A 15,303-nucleotide genomic window follows, 5' to 3' on the forward strand; every position below is an offset into this window, starting at 1 on the left:
AACTTTATGGGGCAGTCTAATAAGTCGATTTTCCGGCTTATAGACGCCCCTTTAATGTTTTAGAAACGTTGATACGTTGATATATCAATGCTTATGATGTTTCGTTTTCAGTGGATTTTGACTTTCTGGACAGCCCCATGACAATTCCGAAGCAACAATCAGATCGCTTCCCCAATTTTTCTAGTTATAGCTCATTCAGAACATAATCCTCCTGTTTTGATCCATATTGATTAGCTTTTCATTTCCAATCAAAGCGGATAAAAAAGACCGCACTATTTTAATTTTTCTTCTGCTTCCGGCATGATGATAGATGTAAAAATTCTTTTTTTTCGGTTATGAGCAGGCTGGTTTCCCATTAGCTTTTTCATCGCTCGGTTGACAGTTTCAGCAAATTGAAAAAACTCTTCGTCGCTTGCATAAAAGCGAACCTGCCGAAATCCCACTCCATCTTTTAGGAGATCGATTTGTTCTTGTCGTAAATATCTCTCATAATCCGCTAAAATATTGGCGATAAATCTCATAAATATGTTCAAATGTTCATCTCTGCTTATATGCTGCAAATCGCTGTCTTCGAGCCCAATCGTTTCATCCGGCAAGGCATAAACTTTTTCTATTGTTCCCCTTATCTTTCTTTTCTCAACGATTTCAATCAGCTTTGCTTCTTCAAGTTTTTTTAAATGTCTGTACAAGGATGCTTGCGGAACTTCCGGCAGAAACTCCATTATTTCCTGCACAGTCAAGCGTTTTCCGATCAATGTTTGAATGATCCGAATCCGTACCGGATGCAAGATTAAAGCAGCTTTTGATTCAATCATGAAAACACCTCATTGTACCGTTTGTTCAACCATTTTTGCAAATGGTCGCAAAGCTCTTCGTGAAGCGGTTGATCCGCATTTTTGATATAATTTTTTTTCATTTTCAACATATTAATCTCATCTTCTTGTTTTTTCAATAAATGATCCATATTTTGAATCATATAATATTCCAACTCCCCTTTCACTATAGCGGGGAGGCGGTTGAGCTTTTCCGGATCAGCTTGAACGTCCTTGTCACCGGTAATGGCCAAAACAGGGCATTCTATTTTTTTCAAATCTTCGAGCACATCGTATTGCAAATGCTCCCGAAACCATTTAGCATTTATTTTTTGAAAACCAACTTTGATCACATCTTGATCAGATTGCATGATTTTTTCAAAAAGGGCATTCGCCTTTTTTTCGTTTTTTTGCTCGATGTTAAACATGCGGATCATTTTTCCTTTTAAACCTGTTACATTGTTTAAAGCTTCATACACAAGCTTTCTCTGTCTCGTTAAAGCTTCTTCCAGCCGCTCCCCTGCCCCTGAGAGAAGAATGAGCCCATCCATTTTCTCCAAGGTGTTTAAAGCAACTGCCAATGTTGTTCCTTCACTGTGCCCCAAGGCAATGATCCGATTTTCATCAACAAGCGGATGTTGTTTTAAAAATTGTACAGCGCTAGCTGCATCCCGGACGAAATCCCACATTCCTGCAGATAAATAATCGCCGCCGCTTTCACCAACTCCCCTTTTATCATATCGCAACACGATAAATCCTAAAGAAGTAAGAAATGATGCCAATTGCTTATATATATTCAACTGGAATTTTCCTTTTGCATCATTGCCGTCGCGATTCAACGGACCAGAACCGGAAAGAATGAGAATAGCCGGCTTTTTTTGGCTGTTCTGTAACACGGATAACGTTCCTTTTAACTCATATCCGCAGCTTTGAAAGCTGATAAATTGTTCAATCATGTTAATTTCTCCTTTATTTATGTTATTATTATCATTATCGATAATAATAACAAATAAGTCAAGAAAATTCTGATGATTGTTTTTTGCATATAAATGTTATCAGAATTGTGCCTTCAGCCCACAGCATATTGAAAGCAGCCGGCATCTGCGAACTGTTTTTTTGAGAAAAATCGTAAACATACAAAAGCCCTTAGAGAAAAACAGCTCTTTTTCTCTAAGGGATTTATTTTAGAGACTAACGGACAGCACCGATGCAAATGTTCTATCATTCTACAACGGCTTTCCTATCAAAATCTTAATTTGGGAGCACTGCGTCGCTGACCATTTCCCATTCGTGAATCTCATACCCTCTAGCGCCAGTCACAACATATGGATCTTCTTTCGCAAGCTTTTCGGCCTCTTCAAAAGAGCCGGCGCGATAAATCACCATACCGCCTGTGCCGTCGGTAAATCTGCCTTTTGCAAATATTTTTCCTTCTTTTCCTTTCTGCTCTAAATAATTCAAGTGATCATTCCGAAACGCTTTGCTTTTTTCTTCATCTTTCATCGGCAATAATACGACAAAATATTTCATCTCAACCACTCTTTCTATTAGATTCATCGCTTACCATTTTACTTGAAGCTGTCAGTCTTGAAAAGCTTCATGTCTTAAGTTCCTAATGTCAATCAAATATTTCTTGCTGCATGCGAATGTGCTCTATTGCGCAATCTTCTTTGATGGAGCAGTTTGATCAATGGAGGTACTGCGATGCATACTAACACAATGCGCAGTACTTGAACGACCACAACAAATGTTGAATCTTCATGAAGTACAGCGGCTGTTGTAGCCATCTCCGTAATACCGCCCGGCGCAAATGCAAGAACTGCTGTGACAAAGGTTATTCCAGTCAGCTTTGAAACAATAAAAGCGCAAATAAACAAGGAAAGAATTAAACCAATCGTGCTGAATAAAGCAACCGCCATTGTTTTCCCTAGCCCTGTAAACATCTTTTTATGAAATTTCGAGCCGATGCTTGCAGCGATGAAAACTTGCGCCGCTATGATCAAAATGTTCGGCCACCATGGAGTCAAGTTGTGGCCTGCAAATGATGAGCCGGCTGCTTGAATACTAGCAGCACCAAGCATTCCGCCAACGAGCCAAGGTGCAGGGAACTTCAGCCGCTTTCCAATGTAATACCCTGCCAATGCCCCTAGTGCCAATACTGCCGTCCAAATCATTTCGTCCATTTCCAAGCTAGGAAAAATGAACGCTGATTGGTTGTTCGAAACTTCAAGCTTCTCAGAATGGACCGCAAATGAAGAAACAAGAAACGGGATCACAAGCACTACTAAAAATACCCGCATCGTTTGTATAATGCTGACGACACCAATGTTGCCCCCGACTTCTTCTGCTATGCCTGGTATAACAGACAAGCCCCCGGGCACCGTTCCGAACAAACTAGTCAATAAATCTGTATGACTGAACTTCCACAAAACGAGTCCAGACAGCAGCGAGAAAACAATGGACAAGAGAAGCATTGTCATGATGGACATCCAATGATCTCTAAAAATATCTATAACCGTTAAATTGATTTTTTGCCCTAATTCAATCGCCAAAATAAATTGCCCAGCATTCATCCAAAATCGGGGCAAAACATACTTGTCATCGGACGATGTTGAATTGGTATGGCTCCAAAATGAAAAAGCCCCTGCCATCACCAATGTTCCGAGCATCCAGCCGATGGAAAGGCCTGTTAGAGATAAAAGCAATCCTCCAATACTGCTGAATAAAATAAACGAAACATTGCGCAAGAAACCTTTCGTTCGTATCATTTCAATCCTTCTTTCTAAACAAAATATCTTGCGGCATTCGAACTTGCTACAAACATATTGTATACTTTTTTTAGATATAAATAAAATATCAATAATCTATGCATGATTATAAAAATTATTGATGGAAAAAGAGAGGTGATGACGATGGATGATCGAGACTGGCTTATTTTGAAAGTTCTCTACAACGAAAAAAACATTACAAAAGCTGCAAAAAATTTATATATTTCTCAACCAGCTTTAACAAACCGGCTTCAGCAAATTGAAAAGGAATTCGGTGTACAGATTGTTCATCGAGGAAGGCGGGGAGTTGAATTTACCCCGCAAGGAGAATATTTAGCGAAATGTGCGAATCAAATGCTGCTGAAAATACAAAAAATAAAAGAAAATGTTGTGAACATGGAGAACCGAGTAACCGGCACATTAAGATTAGGGGTTTCCAATTACTTTACAGATTATAAACTCCCCGGTCTTTTAAAGCTTTTTAAAAACGAGTATCCCGACATTGAATTTAAGGTCCTGACAGGCTCGAGCAGCGAGATAGCCCATTTGATCCACAGCCACGAAGTCCATGTCGCTTTCGTAAAAGGAGCTTACAGCTGGAACGATCAAAAACGATTACTATTTGAGGAATCCATTTGTATTGCTTCTAAAGACAAAATAGATCTCCGGGAGCTTCCAAATTTGCCGAGAATTGATTACCGGATGGATCCCTTGCTAAAAACGGCAGTGGACAATTGGTGGTTTGAGAATTACTCCCAACCACCATTGATCAGCATCGAAGTCGATAAAGCAGATACGTGCAAAAAAATGGTGTTGAACGGATTAGGTTACGCTATTTTGCCAAGCTTGATTTTAGATGATGCCGACGATATTTATAAAATCGATCTGAAATCGAAAAATGGGAAGCCCATTTTAAGAAAAACTTGGATGTTTTATCACAAGGAATCGATCCAACTGAAATTTGTGAAAGCGTTTGTCGAGTTTATGGAAAAGCTCGATTTTCAAAAAATTCCATAAAATGCTATGACACTCGTATAACCTTTTTCCTTACATATGTTGCTTGGAAAAAGGTTTTTCAAAATTTCCGCAAACGTAATTACGTTTGAAACCGTTCATAATGAATAATAGATTCCTTCCGAACCATTTCTTTTGCGGGCGGTTCCTTTTCAGGATAACCTAAACCTAATATTGCAACTACGCGGCGGTCTGATGGAATGTTTAAGGCTGTCCGGACAAAGTCTTCCCGTTTTTTTGATTCTGCTTGATCCTGTGAGTGATATATCGCACCAAAAGCAGCCCCTAAACCTAATTCAGTTGCAGTCAGCCATATAAAACCGCATGCGATCGAGGCGTCCTGCAGCCAATATTTGCTCACTTCCGGGCAGCCTGTAACGGCTATGGCCGCTTTCGCCTCTTTCAACCAAGAAACAAAAGGCGTGGCGTTTGCCAATTCATCAAGCTTTTCACGATTTGTTATAAGTATAAACTCCCTGGAAGGCAGATTGTTCCCAGAAGGGGCTAAATAAGCTGCTTCTAAAATTTGCTCCAACCGTTCATTTGGTATAGGCTGATCTAGAAACTTTGTCATTTCACGTCTTTTCTGTATAGCTTCAAAAACGTTCATGCACCTTCATCCTTCTTTCTATTTTTTCGCCTATTTTGATTTCGTATGAATGTACCTTTTCATAAACGATTTTTTCCCTCTCCTGTTCAATACATGATATGGAATCATTATATCGATTCATATGGATCCACAAAAGAATCATTTTAGCCAAAACTTAGGAAGTTTCATTCCGAAAAATTAAAATATAGGAATGGACGAACAGCGTTATTATTTAGATGCTGCTGTCTATAATGGCAGCTTTATGATACCGACAGAGCCATTCACTTTACTTTTTAATTATTTCACAGTTTGAAGTTAATTTTTTTTATTTATAAATAAAAATCCTAGTTTTGACACTAAATACAAGATAAAAAGAATTACTAAAGTTCTAGCAATTACATAACCATCAACAGCCAGCTTATATGCTTCAGGCACTAGTGAATTGGGTTCAATTAACAAATAAATTGAAATTATCAAAACAATAGAAATAAGTATATACCCTAAAGCTGAAACAGATTCTTTTGACATACATGTTTCTCCTTTTTACCCAATAATAACATTTTTTTGTTGGTACTGGAACATTAGAGATTTGTGAACTACTCGTCATTGAAATGACGAGCTTCCTGTTCTACGCAACGAACTGTTGTCCGTTAAACGTATACACAGTCGGCGTGTCCAACACCACTACTGATTGAGATAAAGCCTTAATCTCTTTCAGATACTTTTTGCTGATATTGATAGCACCATTCACATCCGCATTGATGGTTGTATGACAGTCGTTACATACATATAACCCTCGATGAATCCGATTACTCGGCTTTGCGTTTTCTTCACAAGGGAACATTTGGCATACTGAACATGCTTGAGAGGTGTATTCTTCGGTTGATAAACGAACATCTATTCCTTGCTCCTGCGCTTTATACCGTATCATTTGAATGATTTTCGCATACGGAAAACCATGCAATTTTTGATTCGTTTTCTTGTTGAATTTCGCTTGTTCTCGTATACCTGTAATGTCACCAATCACAATCGTTTCGACTCCTTGTTGCAGAGCAATATCAATCACTTTTCTTGTCATACAATGCAACATGTGATGCACTTGTTTTCTTTTCTTTTGATAAAGTTGTAACACACGTCTGGAAGGTTTCGGGTATTGTATTCCTTTAGCACATTGTTGAGCGAAACCAATCGCTTGAAAATGGGCGATTTGTTTATGAAAGTAGCGTTCAACGGATAGCCATTGCCTTCCTGAAATGATGTGTGCTTTTCCTTGATAATCATAACAAGTCATCGCATTGGCAATCCCTAAGTCAATCGATAAAAATTTCGTGCTATTCTTTTGTTTCAATGGTACATCTTTGTATTCTTGAATCAGATAAATCGTATATTCTTTTCGACTGATGGGTTTCACTTCAATCAGTTTTATCTTTTCGATTTCGATATGTTTCGGAATCGGGATATAAAGATAACTTTCTTCCAATCCATACGTTTCTTTTAAAAAGGCTTTTTGAGCCTTTGGAATGGGTAAACGAATTTTGGTATTGTTCTCCACCAATTTGAAACTGTTATTTAGAAAACGGACATTAAAGTTTTGATGTTTGAATCGTGGTGGTTGTGGATTATCTATTCCATTGCTTTCCTTTAGTTTGAAAAAAGACACCCACGCTTCTTGCAAGACTTTTAAGACCTCTTGTGCTGATTGAGCAGGTAATTGTTTATACCAAAAATGTGTTTTTAATCGTTTTTTCTGTTCATACCAATTCGGGAACGGTACACCTTGTTCTTTCGACCAATTCCGTTTTTCATAGTTCCCCACATTCCATAACTTACGACTGGCATAACACAAGTGATATAAGATGATTTGATTGGTTCGATTCGCTTTATAGGTGAAATACGATACCTTTTTCATTTAGTCACCACCTTTCTTTTGGTTAGCAATATAGCGTTTTATGACATCCTCACTAATAGAGCCAACGGTTTCAATATAATAACTAGAGTTCCATAATACTCCTTTCCATAATTTTTGTTTGATTTCAGGAAATTGCAGAAAAATTTTTCTCCCTGAAATCCCTTTTAACATTTTGACAATATAAGAAGGTGCTATTTTTGGATGAGCTGATACAAATACATGAATATGATCTTGTTCACCCACCTCTACCATCTGCAACAGAAAACCTTTTTCTTCTGCAATCTCTTTAAAAATTTTCTTGAGATATAACTCAACCTCTTGTGTCAAAACCTTCTTTCGATATTTCACAGACCATACAATATGATAATTGACATTATAAACACAAGTTCTTGCGTGAATTAAATTTGTTTTCTTCATACATATAGTATATCAAAAATATACAAAAAAACCAATTATTTCAATCTTTAATAAACCACATATAGTCTTTATAAAATATAAAAAAAGCGATTCATCTCCCCTTTAAAAAGGGGAGGATTCTCGCTTGTCTATCCTAAACAATGATAATTAAAATAATTGGAACAATACGCTAAAGCCGGATTGAAAGTGAAATCGGATAATAAGCAGCTAGTATTCACCCGTTATTATCCAATAGAGTATAAATGAAAATATTTAACGACAAGCTGGAAAGCTTCTTGAGTCGTAATCCATCGCTGCCTAAGATAACGAGACACACGCTTCATCGTTTTTTGAAGCCGGATTGAATATTAAAAAGATGCAGAAATAGTGACAGTAAAACTATCTATGCTCATATCACGAGATTAGAAAAGATCATCCTGCTCATTTCTAGATTTTTAAAAATGCACAACATAAAAAAACTTTCCCAAAAATCGCGGGAAAGAGTTTGGAAACGTCATGATTATTTGCCAAGCAAAAATGATACACAAATTCATTTTCAGTTAACCATTAACTGTTCGTTCAAAAATCCCTTATTGTTTGGCAGGTCGGGATGTTGTTAAAAAGGATATTTTCGATATTCTTTTTGAATCGAAATCCATTTTGTCATCGTAAATTCTTCTACTACCCAAGGATTTCCGAATCTACCCATTCCGCTCGACTTTGTTCCGCCAAACGGAATTGTCGGGCTGTCGTTGACTGTTTGATCATTGATATGAGTCATTCCGCTTTCAATTTGAAGTCCTAGTTGTTCACCTTCACTTAAATCCTCTGTAAAAATCGCAGAGCTTAAACCATATTCTGTATTATTCGCCATTTCAATGGCATGATCGTCTGATTCCGCTTTCATGATCGTAGCAATTGGTGAAAATAACTCAGTTTGAGCAAGCTTGCTGTTGTTATCAACATCCACAAATACAGTCGGAGTTAAAATATTTCCGATACGCTTCCCTTCCAACGCAATTTTTGCTCCTTCTTTTTTTGCTTCATTTATAATATTTAAAGCTTTTTCAATTTGTGTTTCGTTTATAAGCGGTCCAATAATTGTTTTCGGGTCAGACGGGTCTCCGTAAGGCAACGATTTGGCTTTTTCCACAAATTTTTGTACAAATTCATCATATTTATTTTTATGGACAATAATTCTGTTTACAATCATACAAATTTGACCTTGATGTATAAACTTTCCAAAAATAGCTGCATCAACAGCACGGTCTACATTTGCATCTGCCAGAACAATGAACGGGTTATTTCCGCCTAGTTCAAGGGCAACCCTTTTCAGCATGCTGCCGGCAATTTTTCCGATATGCTTGCCAACTGGCGTTGAACCAGTAAAGCTAATAAGCTGTGAATGCGGAGAAGTGAGCATGTCATCGCCAATTTCATCAATATCCGTTAAAATACATTGAAAAACACCTTTTGGCAGTCCTGCATATTCAAATGCCCTCGCAATGATTGATCCTCCTGTCAAGGCTGTTTGAATATCAGGTTTATGAACGACACTGTTTCCAAGTGCAATAGCAGGAGCAATTGTCCGAATGGATAAATTCATCGGAAAATTAAAAGGCGAGATGGATGTTATAACTCCTAAAGGAAGACGATAAACACGATTCACTTTCCCCTTTATATCGGCTTCAATTTCCCTCACTTCATCTAATTTCTTGGCCATTTTCACAGCTTCTTCCACAAGCCCTACCGTCAAGTCAAGTTCAACGTTAGCCTTTATGAAGCTTCCGCCTGTTTCACGAGAGATCACTTTTATGATTTCGTCACGATTTTTTTTAAAAAATTCCGCGGTTTTCCGCAGCACTTCTTCTCGTTCTTCTGACGATGTTTTTCCCCATTCTTTTTGAGCTTCCTTTGCGTTTAAAAATGCCTGTTCAAGTTGTTGTGAAGTCGCCAGTTGAATCGTTTGAATGACAGTTCCATCATATGGATTCAAATTTTCATATTTTCTTTCACTTAATCCTTCGACCCATTCACCATTTATATAATTTTTGTTCAATTCCTCAAAGCGCTCCATATAACTTACCCCTTTTTTAATTCATTTATTTGTGGGTAGTTTTTTACAGTTCGAACAAAATTATTCTTGCTAAAGGTCGGAAAGCAAATGACAGATGATCTGTAAATTGGTTCCAAAACATAAAAAAGAGCCAGACATAAGCTGGCTCTCATCTGCCTATTAACAAATATAAAAGATGTATGCACTCTTGCCGTATCAGCATTAAAAAAAGCTAATCCGGCAATACAGCTATTTTCCCCATCTATACCCTACTCCCCAAACAGTGCGAAGGAATTGATCGATCGGAAAACCGGCTTGTCTCAGTTTTTCGCGGATATTTTTTACATGAGAGTCGATGGTGCGCTCCTCAGTTTCAGCATCGTATCCCCATAAGGATAAAATGATTTCTTCCCTGCTGAACGCTCTGTTCGGGTGCTTTAAAAGCAGCCCTAAAATATCGAATTCTTTCGGCGTTAATAATATGTCTTCGTTTTGAAAATGGACTTTATGTTCTTCTTGATCCCACACCAATCCTTGAACATCAATAATTGAACGCTTTCCTGCGGAACGACGCAGCACCGCTTCGATGCGAGCAAGCAGTTCAGCTTCGTCAAACGGTTTTGTTATATAGTCGTCCGCACCGAGTTTGAGGCCTTTAACAATGTCGAATGTTTGGTCTCTTGCTGTTACCATTATAATAGGAACGTTTGAAAATTCTCTTATTTTCCGGCAGGTTTCCCAGCCATCCATTTCCGCCATCATAATATCGAGAAGGACAAGTTCAGCTTTGTTGTTTTCTAAATATCGGATGGCTGATAATCCTGATTCGCACTTGACGCAATGATATCCTTGAGGGGAAAGATAAAGCTCCAGCAAGTCCAACATTTTTCTTTCATCATCAACGAGCAAAATCGTGTACATCCTTATACCTCCGGCAGCGTGATAACAACGTTTGTTCCTTTTCCGTATTCACTGGCGGCGTAAACCGTTCCTCCGTGCGCTTCGACGATCTCCTTAACAATGGCCAATCCGAGACCAGTACCGCCGCTTGTTCTTGATCTTGATTTATCCACTCGGTAAAATCGTTCAAAAATATGATGCAAATCTTCCTCTGGAATTCCGATTCCATCGTCTGAAACAATGATCACTATGCTGTTTTTCTCCGCTCTTGCTTCAATCGATACAACTGAGCCTTCATCGGAATATTTTAAAGCATTGTCCAACAAATTGATCATCACCTGCTCAAATCGCTTTTGGTCAATTTGGACGGTAATGTTTTTTTCACATTTATAGATAAGTGACATGGTTTTCTCATGAAACGCAGGTAGCATTTTGTCATGTAATTTCTTTAAGAAATCACACAAGTTGGCCGGTTCCTTATGGATTTGAAATGAATGTTGATCCATCTTTGCTAATTCAAACAGTTCCTTTACAAGCTTTTGCATATTCTCCGCTTCTTCATAAATAATGGACAAATAGCGGTTTCTCTCCTCTTCTTTTAGATTTGGCCTTCTTGCGATATCTGCATACCCTTTTACATATGTAAGAGGGGTTCGGAGCTCATGAGAAATGCTGGCAAGAAATTCTTTTCTTTCTTTTTTTAAATATTCCAAATCTCTCGCCAATGTTTGAATCGCTTCCCCCAGCTCCGCCAATTCGTCCTCACCTTTCACTTGCAAGCGAACAGAAAAATCGCCTTTGCTCAATTTTTCGGTTGCCTGTTTCATACGAATAAGAGGATTTGTTATCACTTTTGATAAAAAAGCGATCGTCAAAATGGTTAAAAATACCGAAAGAAATCCAACCAAAACGAAATGATGCTTTAACTTATAGATCATTTTTTGAATAGCATCGGTATTTTGAAACATATAGACATACCCTTTGATCTTGCCGTCAATACGTATCGGGCTTACTGTCGCTATATGCGACTCTTTTTGCCAATTTCTTTGCACGATTATTCCGTCATGCGGAATCGTTCTGTCCATTGTATTTACAATTTTTTTGGCAAAAGGCAATATGTCATCGGAATAATACAATATATCGCCTTTCTCATTTGTAATCACTACATCCGTCACCGCTTCCGATTCCATCATCGTCACATGCTCCAGCGTGGAATGGTCAAAGTTTTTTTCCAGCACATCGCGATGGTTATTCCCTCTCGCCAATAGATGCTCAAACTCCTCCTCAATTCTTGAATTGACCAAAGTTATGTACAATGAGACAAATAAAATGATTTCGACTCCCAAAACAAACACGAAAAATAGCAGTCCTAATTTAAACGAAATTTTTTTCACTTTTTGTCCCTTCCTTATCAGCCAACTAGCTTCCTCTTCAAAAAGGAAAGCTCTTCGCCGCCTTTAACCGAACGTTCTGTTCTCATTTTTTCATTATATCATTTTCATCCAACGCTTATCTGTTCTCCCCCGTCCGAACTTTAAAACAGCGAGCGGATGCCAAATGCGGGCACACCTTTTGGCGAGTAAATAATTTTCGCATAAAAAAATTTACAGGATCAAAAAGGGACCGTCTCCATCATTTTTGCACATTTTTTTGTTAAAACAGATGCAAAGAAAATGTTAGGAGGAGGAATCAGAATGAAAAAAAATAGTAAGCTGCTGATTTTTCTTACCGTTTTAACAGCTTTCATGCTCTTTTCTGCATCATGTTCCAACGGAAGCAGCAACGGCCATACAGGAGAACATACGGAAGGCATGAATCATGAAAAAATGGACCACAAAAATATGAATGATCATGCCAAACATAACGGAAAAGACACTCAGAGCACAAAAAATCAAGCCTTTTCCAAAGCGCCTGCACAATTCAATCCAAATGCTGAGGAAAGCTTAATTGTTCAAAACACGAAAAATATAACGAGAATTCCTGTTGCCGATCCAATTCGTGCATCCATTTACGTATCCCAAACCATTTGGCCTGCCACACATAAAGAAAATCAACCCGGAGCCGCTATTCTGTCTCCTGTTGGTCAATGGCAAACAACATTAGCCGGAGCTGACTTAATCCATCATCCAAATAACGGCCCGATCTTACTGATTCATCAAGATAACATTCCCGATAAAGTGTTGAGTGAAATCAAACGGTTAAATCCAACTGGGAACCGGAACGGCACTCAAATTGTTGTGTTAGGAGATGTTTCAAACAATGTCATCAACCAGTTGTCAGGTTATAAAATAGAACAGATCAAAGGAAAAAATCCCGCAGAATTCGCAAGGAATGTCGATCAAGCTTATGCAGAAGTATCCGAAGGCTATCCAGAAAGCGTGATCATCGTTTCTTCAGAGGATCAACATAAACTATATTCCATACCAGCCGTTAATTGGATTTCCCATATGCCTGAGCCTATACTGTTTGCATCTGAACACGAGCTTCCTAAAGAAACGAAAGATGCGCTTAAGAAACGGAACAAGAAAGCAAACATTTATATTTTAGGACCAGAGAAGGTTATTTCTAAAGATGTAGAAAATCAATTGAAAGAATACGGGACTGTTCATCGAATAGCTGGAAATGACCCTGTAACCACTTCGATTGAATTTGCCAAATTTAAAGATAAAGACACTCAATTCGGATGGGGTATAACGGAACCGGGCCATGGTGTTTCTTTTATTTCAACAGATTCACCAGAGCTTGCTTTAGCTGCCGCGCCGTTTTCACATCTCGGCAAACATGCACCGATGATTTGGTTAAACAAAGGACAGCTTCAACAAGAAACATATGATTTCTTGGCAAGCATCAAGCCAACCTTTCAAGATGACCCGACAACAGGTCCTTACAATCATGGTTTTATCATCGGAGATCAAAAACAAATTTCCTTTCAAACACAAGGAATTCTAGATGACAAGCTTGAAATTGCTCAGGAAGACGGACACGGGCATGGTGGGCATTAAGGAAAACCGGGCGTAAAAATTGAACGCCCGGTTTTCCTAATCTTTTTAAAGTAAATAAACAGCTTCATATGGTAAGTGTGAAAGATCGCTTCCATTTAGCTTCCTGCTGTTTGAGGAGTTTTATATTCTATCTGTCCCGAAGATACTCAAAGATTTATTTGTGCCCACGAATTAGTTTGAGGCGTTTTATATTCTTTCTATCCCTGAGGACAAAGTCAATTTTTTTCATTTTCCAAAATAACAAAAAGTGCAAAACCAAGAATCGTACTAGACACATCATCTGTTGTTAATTGTATATTTCCCTATTTATTGAAAACTTTGAGTATTCTTCACGATGAATAAACTGGCGTTTTCAATCAGCTAAAAATGTTTGAAAATGGCGGATTAACAAGAGATAAATTTGTGTAAATAATGATTGGAAAAAGAGAACAATAAATCCAACAACACTCATCGCTGTTGGGCCGAAAAGGAAGCTCCCAATCATTTCTATTCGTTTTTATCCCGGAACAGGCCATCGCCATGCATATTATGGAAGGTTTTCTGCCGATTGAATGGGCTTTATTTTGGTGGGGGGTTACTTTACCTTCTTTAATTATAGGCTTACTCTCTATTAAAAAGAAGCTTCAGGAGCATCCTGAATTCAAAATGATGCTAGGTTTATCTGGAGCATTTGCATTTGTGCTGTCAGCATTAAAAATATAATACTTGCTCTATATGAATTTATTTTTTCAATATGCCTTTTACTGTATAATCCGTTCTTTTACATTTGCCATTTTTATAATAATGACTGACTTTTTGATCATATGGCACCCCTTTGCTCAGCTACGATTACCTAATTTTGCATAACTTATCAGCCCAAATCATATACGCGCAGTCCGGATCATTGATGTGCAGAATAAGAGTGTTCCATCGATAATTTACTGATATGAATAGTAATACTATTTAACTCTATATTTAAAAATTTTAAAAAATCTTCAGCAACTTTTTGTTGAATCTTTTCTGCGATGACGGGTAATGCTTCATCCAATGGATAAAATATGGTGAGGTTGATTTTTATATTCGGCAGTTCGTTTAATGCAATATCTATCCGATGGCATTTTTTCACTGCTTCTACCGAAGTGCAGGCATGGGAAATGATTTGTTTTAAAACGTATTCAGAAATGTGGATGGTTCCTTGATGAAACCGTGGTCTGATAATCGTTGTTTCACCAATCTCTTCTTTTTGGGTAGAAAAAATTTTCTTTCCCTTCATAATGATCTTCTTTAAAATATTTTGTTCAACTTGTACATATGGAATCGGAATAATATGTTTCCCCTCTGTTTTTCTCACATATAATGCCATGTTGATTTCCTTTGACGATCTAATTTCTTCAATTTTGTAATATTTGGTGATTTTTCCTAATTGCAATGTTTCCGCAATTTGATCAACCATTTTCGTAGACGTACCAATGATGAGAAGCGAATGAATATCAAGTGCTTTAATAGCATTTTGGACTTCTTTTCGGTGATCCTCATAAAAAAAGACAGCCCGTTTAATAGCGGTTATATAGTTCTTTTCATATTTCGCTGAACTCCCTGCAGCTTTTCGCCCTTTATAAATTAACAATCCATCATCAATCATAGCCGGTATGTTTTTACTATGTGCAAAAGAAAGTGCGCTGGTGCTTTTTCCCGTGCCGCTGCGGCCAACAAGAGCGAATACGCGCATTGGGTGAATACCCCTTTCTTAAAAATCTTTCAACCTGAAGGAAAATGCCCGTAAAACTTAAAGGCGGACCGGATCCGGCAAACCGGAAACTCTATTCTGTCTATTTACAGGAAAATTCAGTTCGTATGACAGCAAATGTTTGTTTCGGG

Annotated in this window: 14 protein-coding genes and 1 pseudogene; 3 read left to right on the top strand and 12 right to left on the bottom strand. The window is 37.9% G+C overall.

Annotated elements, in window-relative coordinates; translation table 11 throughout:
- Positions 1-272: 272 nt before the first annotated feature.
- From NST97_RS04115 to NST97_RS04130, 4 genes are all read right to left on the bottom strand, one after another.
- Positions 273-815: a helix-turn-helix domain-containing protein gene (locus tag NST97_RS04115; RefSeq protein ID WP_063387800.1), complete on the bottom strand. Its 543-nt coding sequence runs from the start codon at positions 813-815 to the stop codon at positions 273-275.
- Positions 812-1,768 carry an alpha/beta hydrolase gene (locus tag NST97_RS04120; RefSeq protein WP_063387799.1) on the bottom strand — a complete coding sequence of 319 codons (957 nt, stop codon included), beginning with the start codon at positions 1,766-1,768 and terminating at the stop codon, positions 812-814. The genes NST97_RS04115 and NST97_RS04120 overlap by 4 nt, the downstream gene beginning before the upstream one ends.
- 295 nt (positions 1,769-2,063) lie before the next feature.
- Entirely contained in the window at positions 2,064-2,342 is a 279-nt protein-coding gene (locus NST97_RS04125; protein ID WP_066251612.1) for a YciI family protein, read from the bottom strand.
- Positions 2,343-2,434: 92 nt separating this feature from the next.
- On the bottom strand, positions 2,435-3,580 hold the full coding sequence (locus NST97_RS04130; RefSeq protein ID WP_066251609.1) for an AbrB family transcriptional regulator: 1,146 nt from the start codon (positions 3,578-3,580) through the stop codon (positions 2,435-2,437).
- A 144-nt stretch (positions 3,581-3,724) separates the two neighbouring features.
- Between NST97_RS04130 and NST97_RS04135 the strand changes: the two genes are divergently transcribed.
- On the top strand, positions 3,725-4,597 hold the full coding sequence (locus tag NST97_RS04135; protein WP_066251606.1) for a LysR family transcriptional regulator: 873 nt from the start codon (positions 3,725-3,727) through the stop codon (positions 4,595-4,597).
- Between the two features lie 79 nt (positions 4,598-4,676).
- Here NST97_RS04135 and NST97_RS04140 read toward each other — a convergent pair whose 3' ends face one another.
- The 7 genes from NST97_RS04140 to NST97_RS04170 all read right to left on the bottom strand — a co-directional run bounded on the left by NST97_RS04140 (position 4,677) and on the right by NST97_RS04170 (position 11,838).
- Positions 4,677-5,204: a nitroreductase family protein gene (locus NST97_RS04140; RefSeq protein WP_066251605.1), complete on the bottom strand. Its 528-nt coding sequence runs from the start codon at positions 5,202-5,204 to the stop codon at positions 4,677-4,679.
- Positions 5,205-5,498: 294 nt separating this feature from the next.
- Positions 5,499-5,711: a hypothetical protein gene (locus tag NST97_RS04145; protein ID WP_066251603.1), complete on the bottom strand. Its 213-nt coding sequence runs from the start codon at positions 5,709-5,711 to the stop codon at positions 5,499-5,501.
- A gap of 100 nt (positions 5,712-5,811) precedes the next feature.
- On the bottom strand, positions 5,812-7,092 hold the full coding sequence (locus NST97_RS04150; RefSeq protein ID WP_341342957.1) for an RNA-guided endonuclease InsQ/TnpB family protein: 1,281 nt from the start codon (positions 7,090-7,092) through the stop codon (positions 5,812-5,814).
- Positions 7,093-7,509 (bottom strand): IS200/IS605 family transposase, encoded by a 417-nt coding sequence (tnpA, locus tag NST97_RS04155; RefSeq protein ID WP_094246129.1) that lies wholly within the window; start codon positions 7,507-7,509, stop codon positions 7,093-7,095.
- A gap of 595 nt (positions 7,510-8,104) precedes the next feature.
- Positions 8,105-9,565: an aldehyde dehydrogenase family protein gene (locus NST97_RS04160; RefSeq protein WP_340733830.1), complete on the bottom strand. Its 1,461-nt coding sequence runs from the start codon at positions 9,563-9,565 to the stop codon at positions 8,105-8,107.
- Positions 9,566-9,793: 228 nt separating this feature from the next.
- Entirely contained in the window at positions 9,794-10,465 is a 672-nt protein-coding gene (locus NST97_RS04165) for a response regulator transcription factor (RefSeq protein WP_339196321.1), read from the bottom strand.
- Positions 10,466-10,467: 2 nt separating this feature from the next.
- Entirely contained in the window at positions 10,468-11,838 is a 1,371-nt protein-coding gene (locus tag NST97_RS04170) for a sensor histidine kinase (protein ID WP_341342958.1), read from the bottom strand.
- 300 nt (positions 11,839-12,138) lie between these two features.
- On the opposite strand from NST97_RS04170, the gene NST97_RS04175 reads away from it, so the two are divergent.
- Both NST97_RS04175 and NST97_RS04180 read left to right on the top strand, forming a co-directional pair.
- Positions 12,139-13,446, top strand: a complete 1,308-nt coding sequence (locus tag NST97_RS04175; RefSeq protein ID WP_341342959.1) for a cell wall-binding repeat-containing protein — start codon at positions 12,139-12,141, stop codon at positions 13,444-13,446.
- Between the two features lie 519 nt (positions 13,447-13,965).
- Positions 13,966-14,145, top strand: a pseudogene (locus tag NST97_RS04180) (energy-coupling factor ABC transporter permease); the annotation flags it as partial.
- A gap of 181 nt (positions 14,146-14,326) precedes the next feature.
- On the opposite strand, the gene NST97_RS04185 reads toward NST97_RS04180, so the two are convergent.
- A complete protein-coding gene (locus NST97_RS04185) occupies positions 14,327-15,154 on the bottom strand; it encodes a hypothetical protein (protein WP_341342960.1) in 828 nt (275 codons plus the stop codon).
- Positions 15,155-15,303 lie beyond the last annotated feature (149 nt).

The organism is Aeribacillus sp. FSL K6-1305 (assembly GCF_038050115.1).
Classification (GTDB): Bacteria; Bacillota; Bacilli; order Bacillales; family Aeribacillaceae; genus Aeribacillus; species Aeribacillus composti.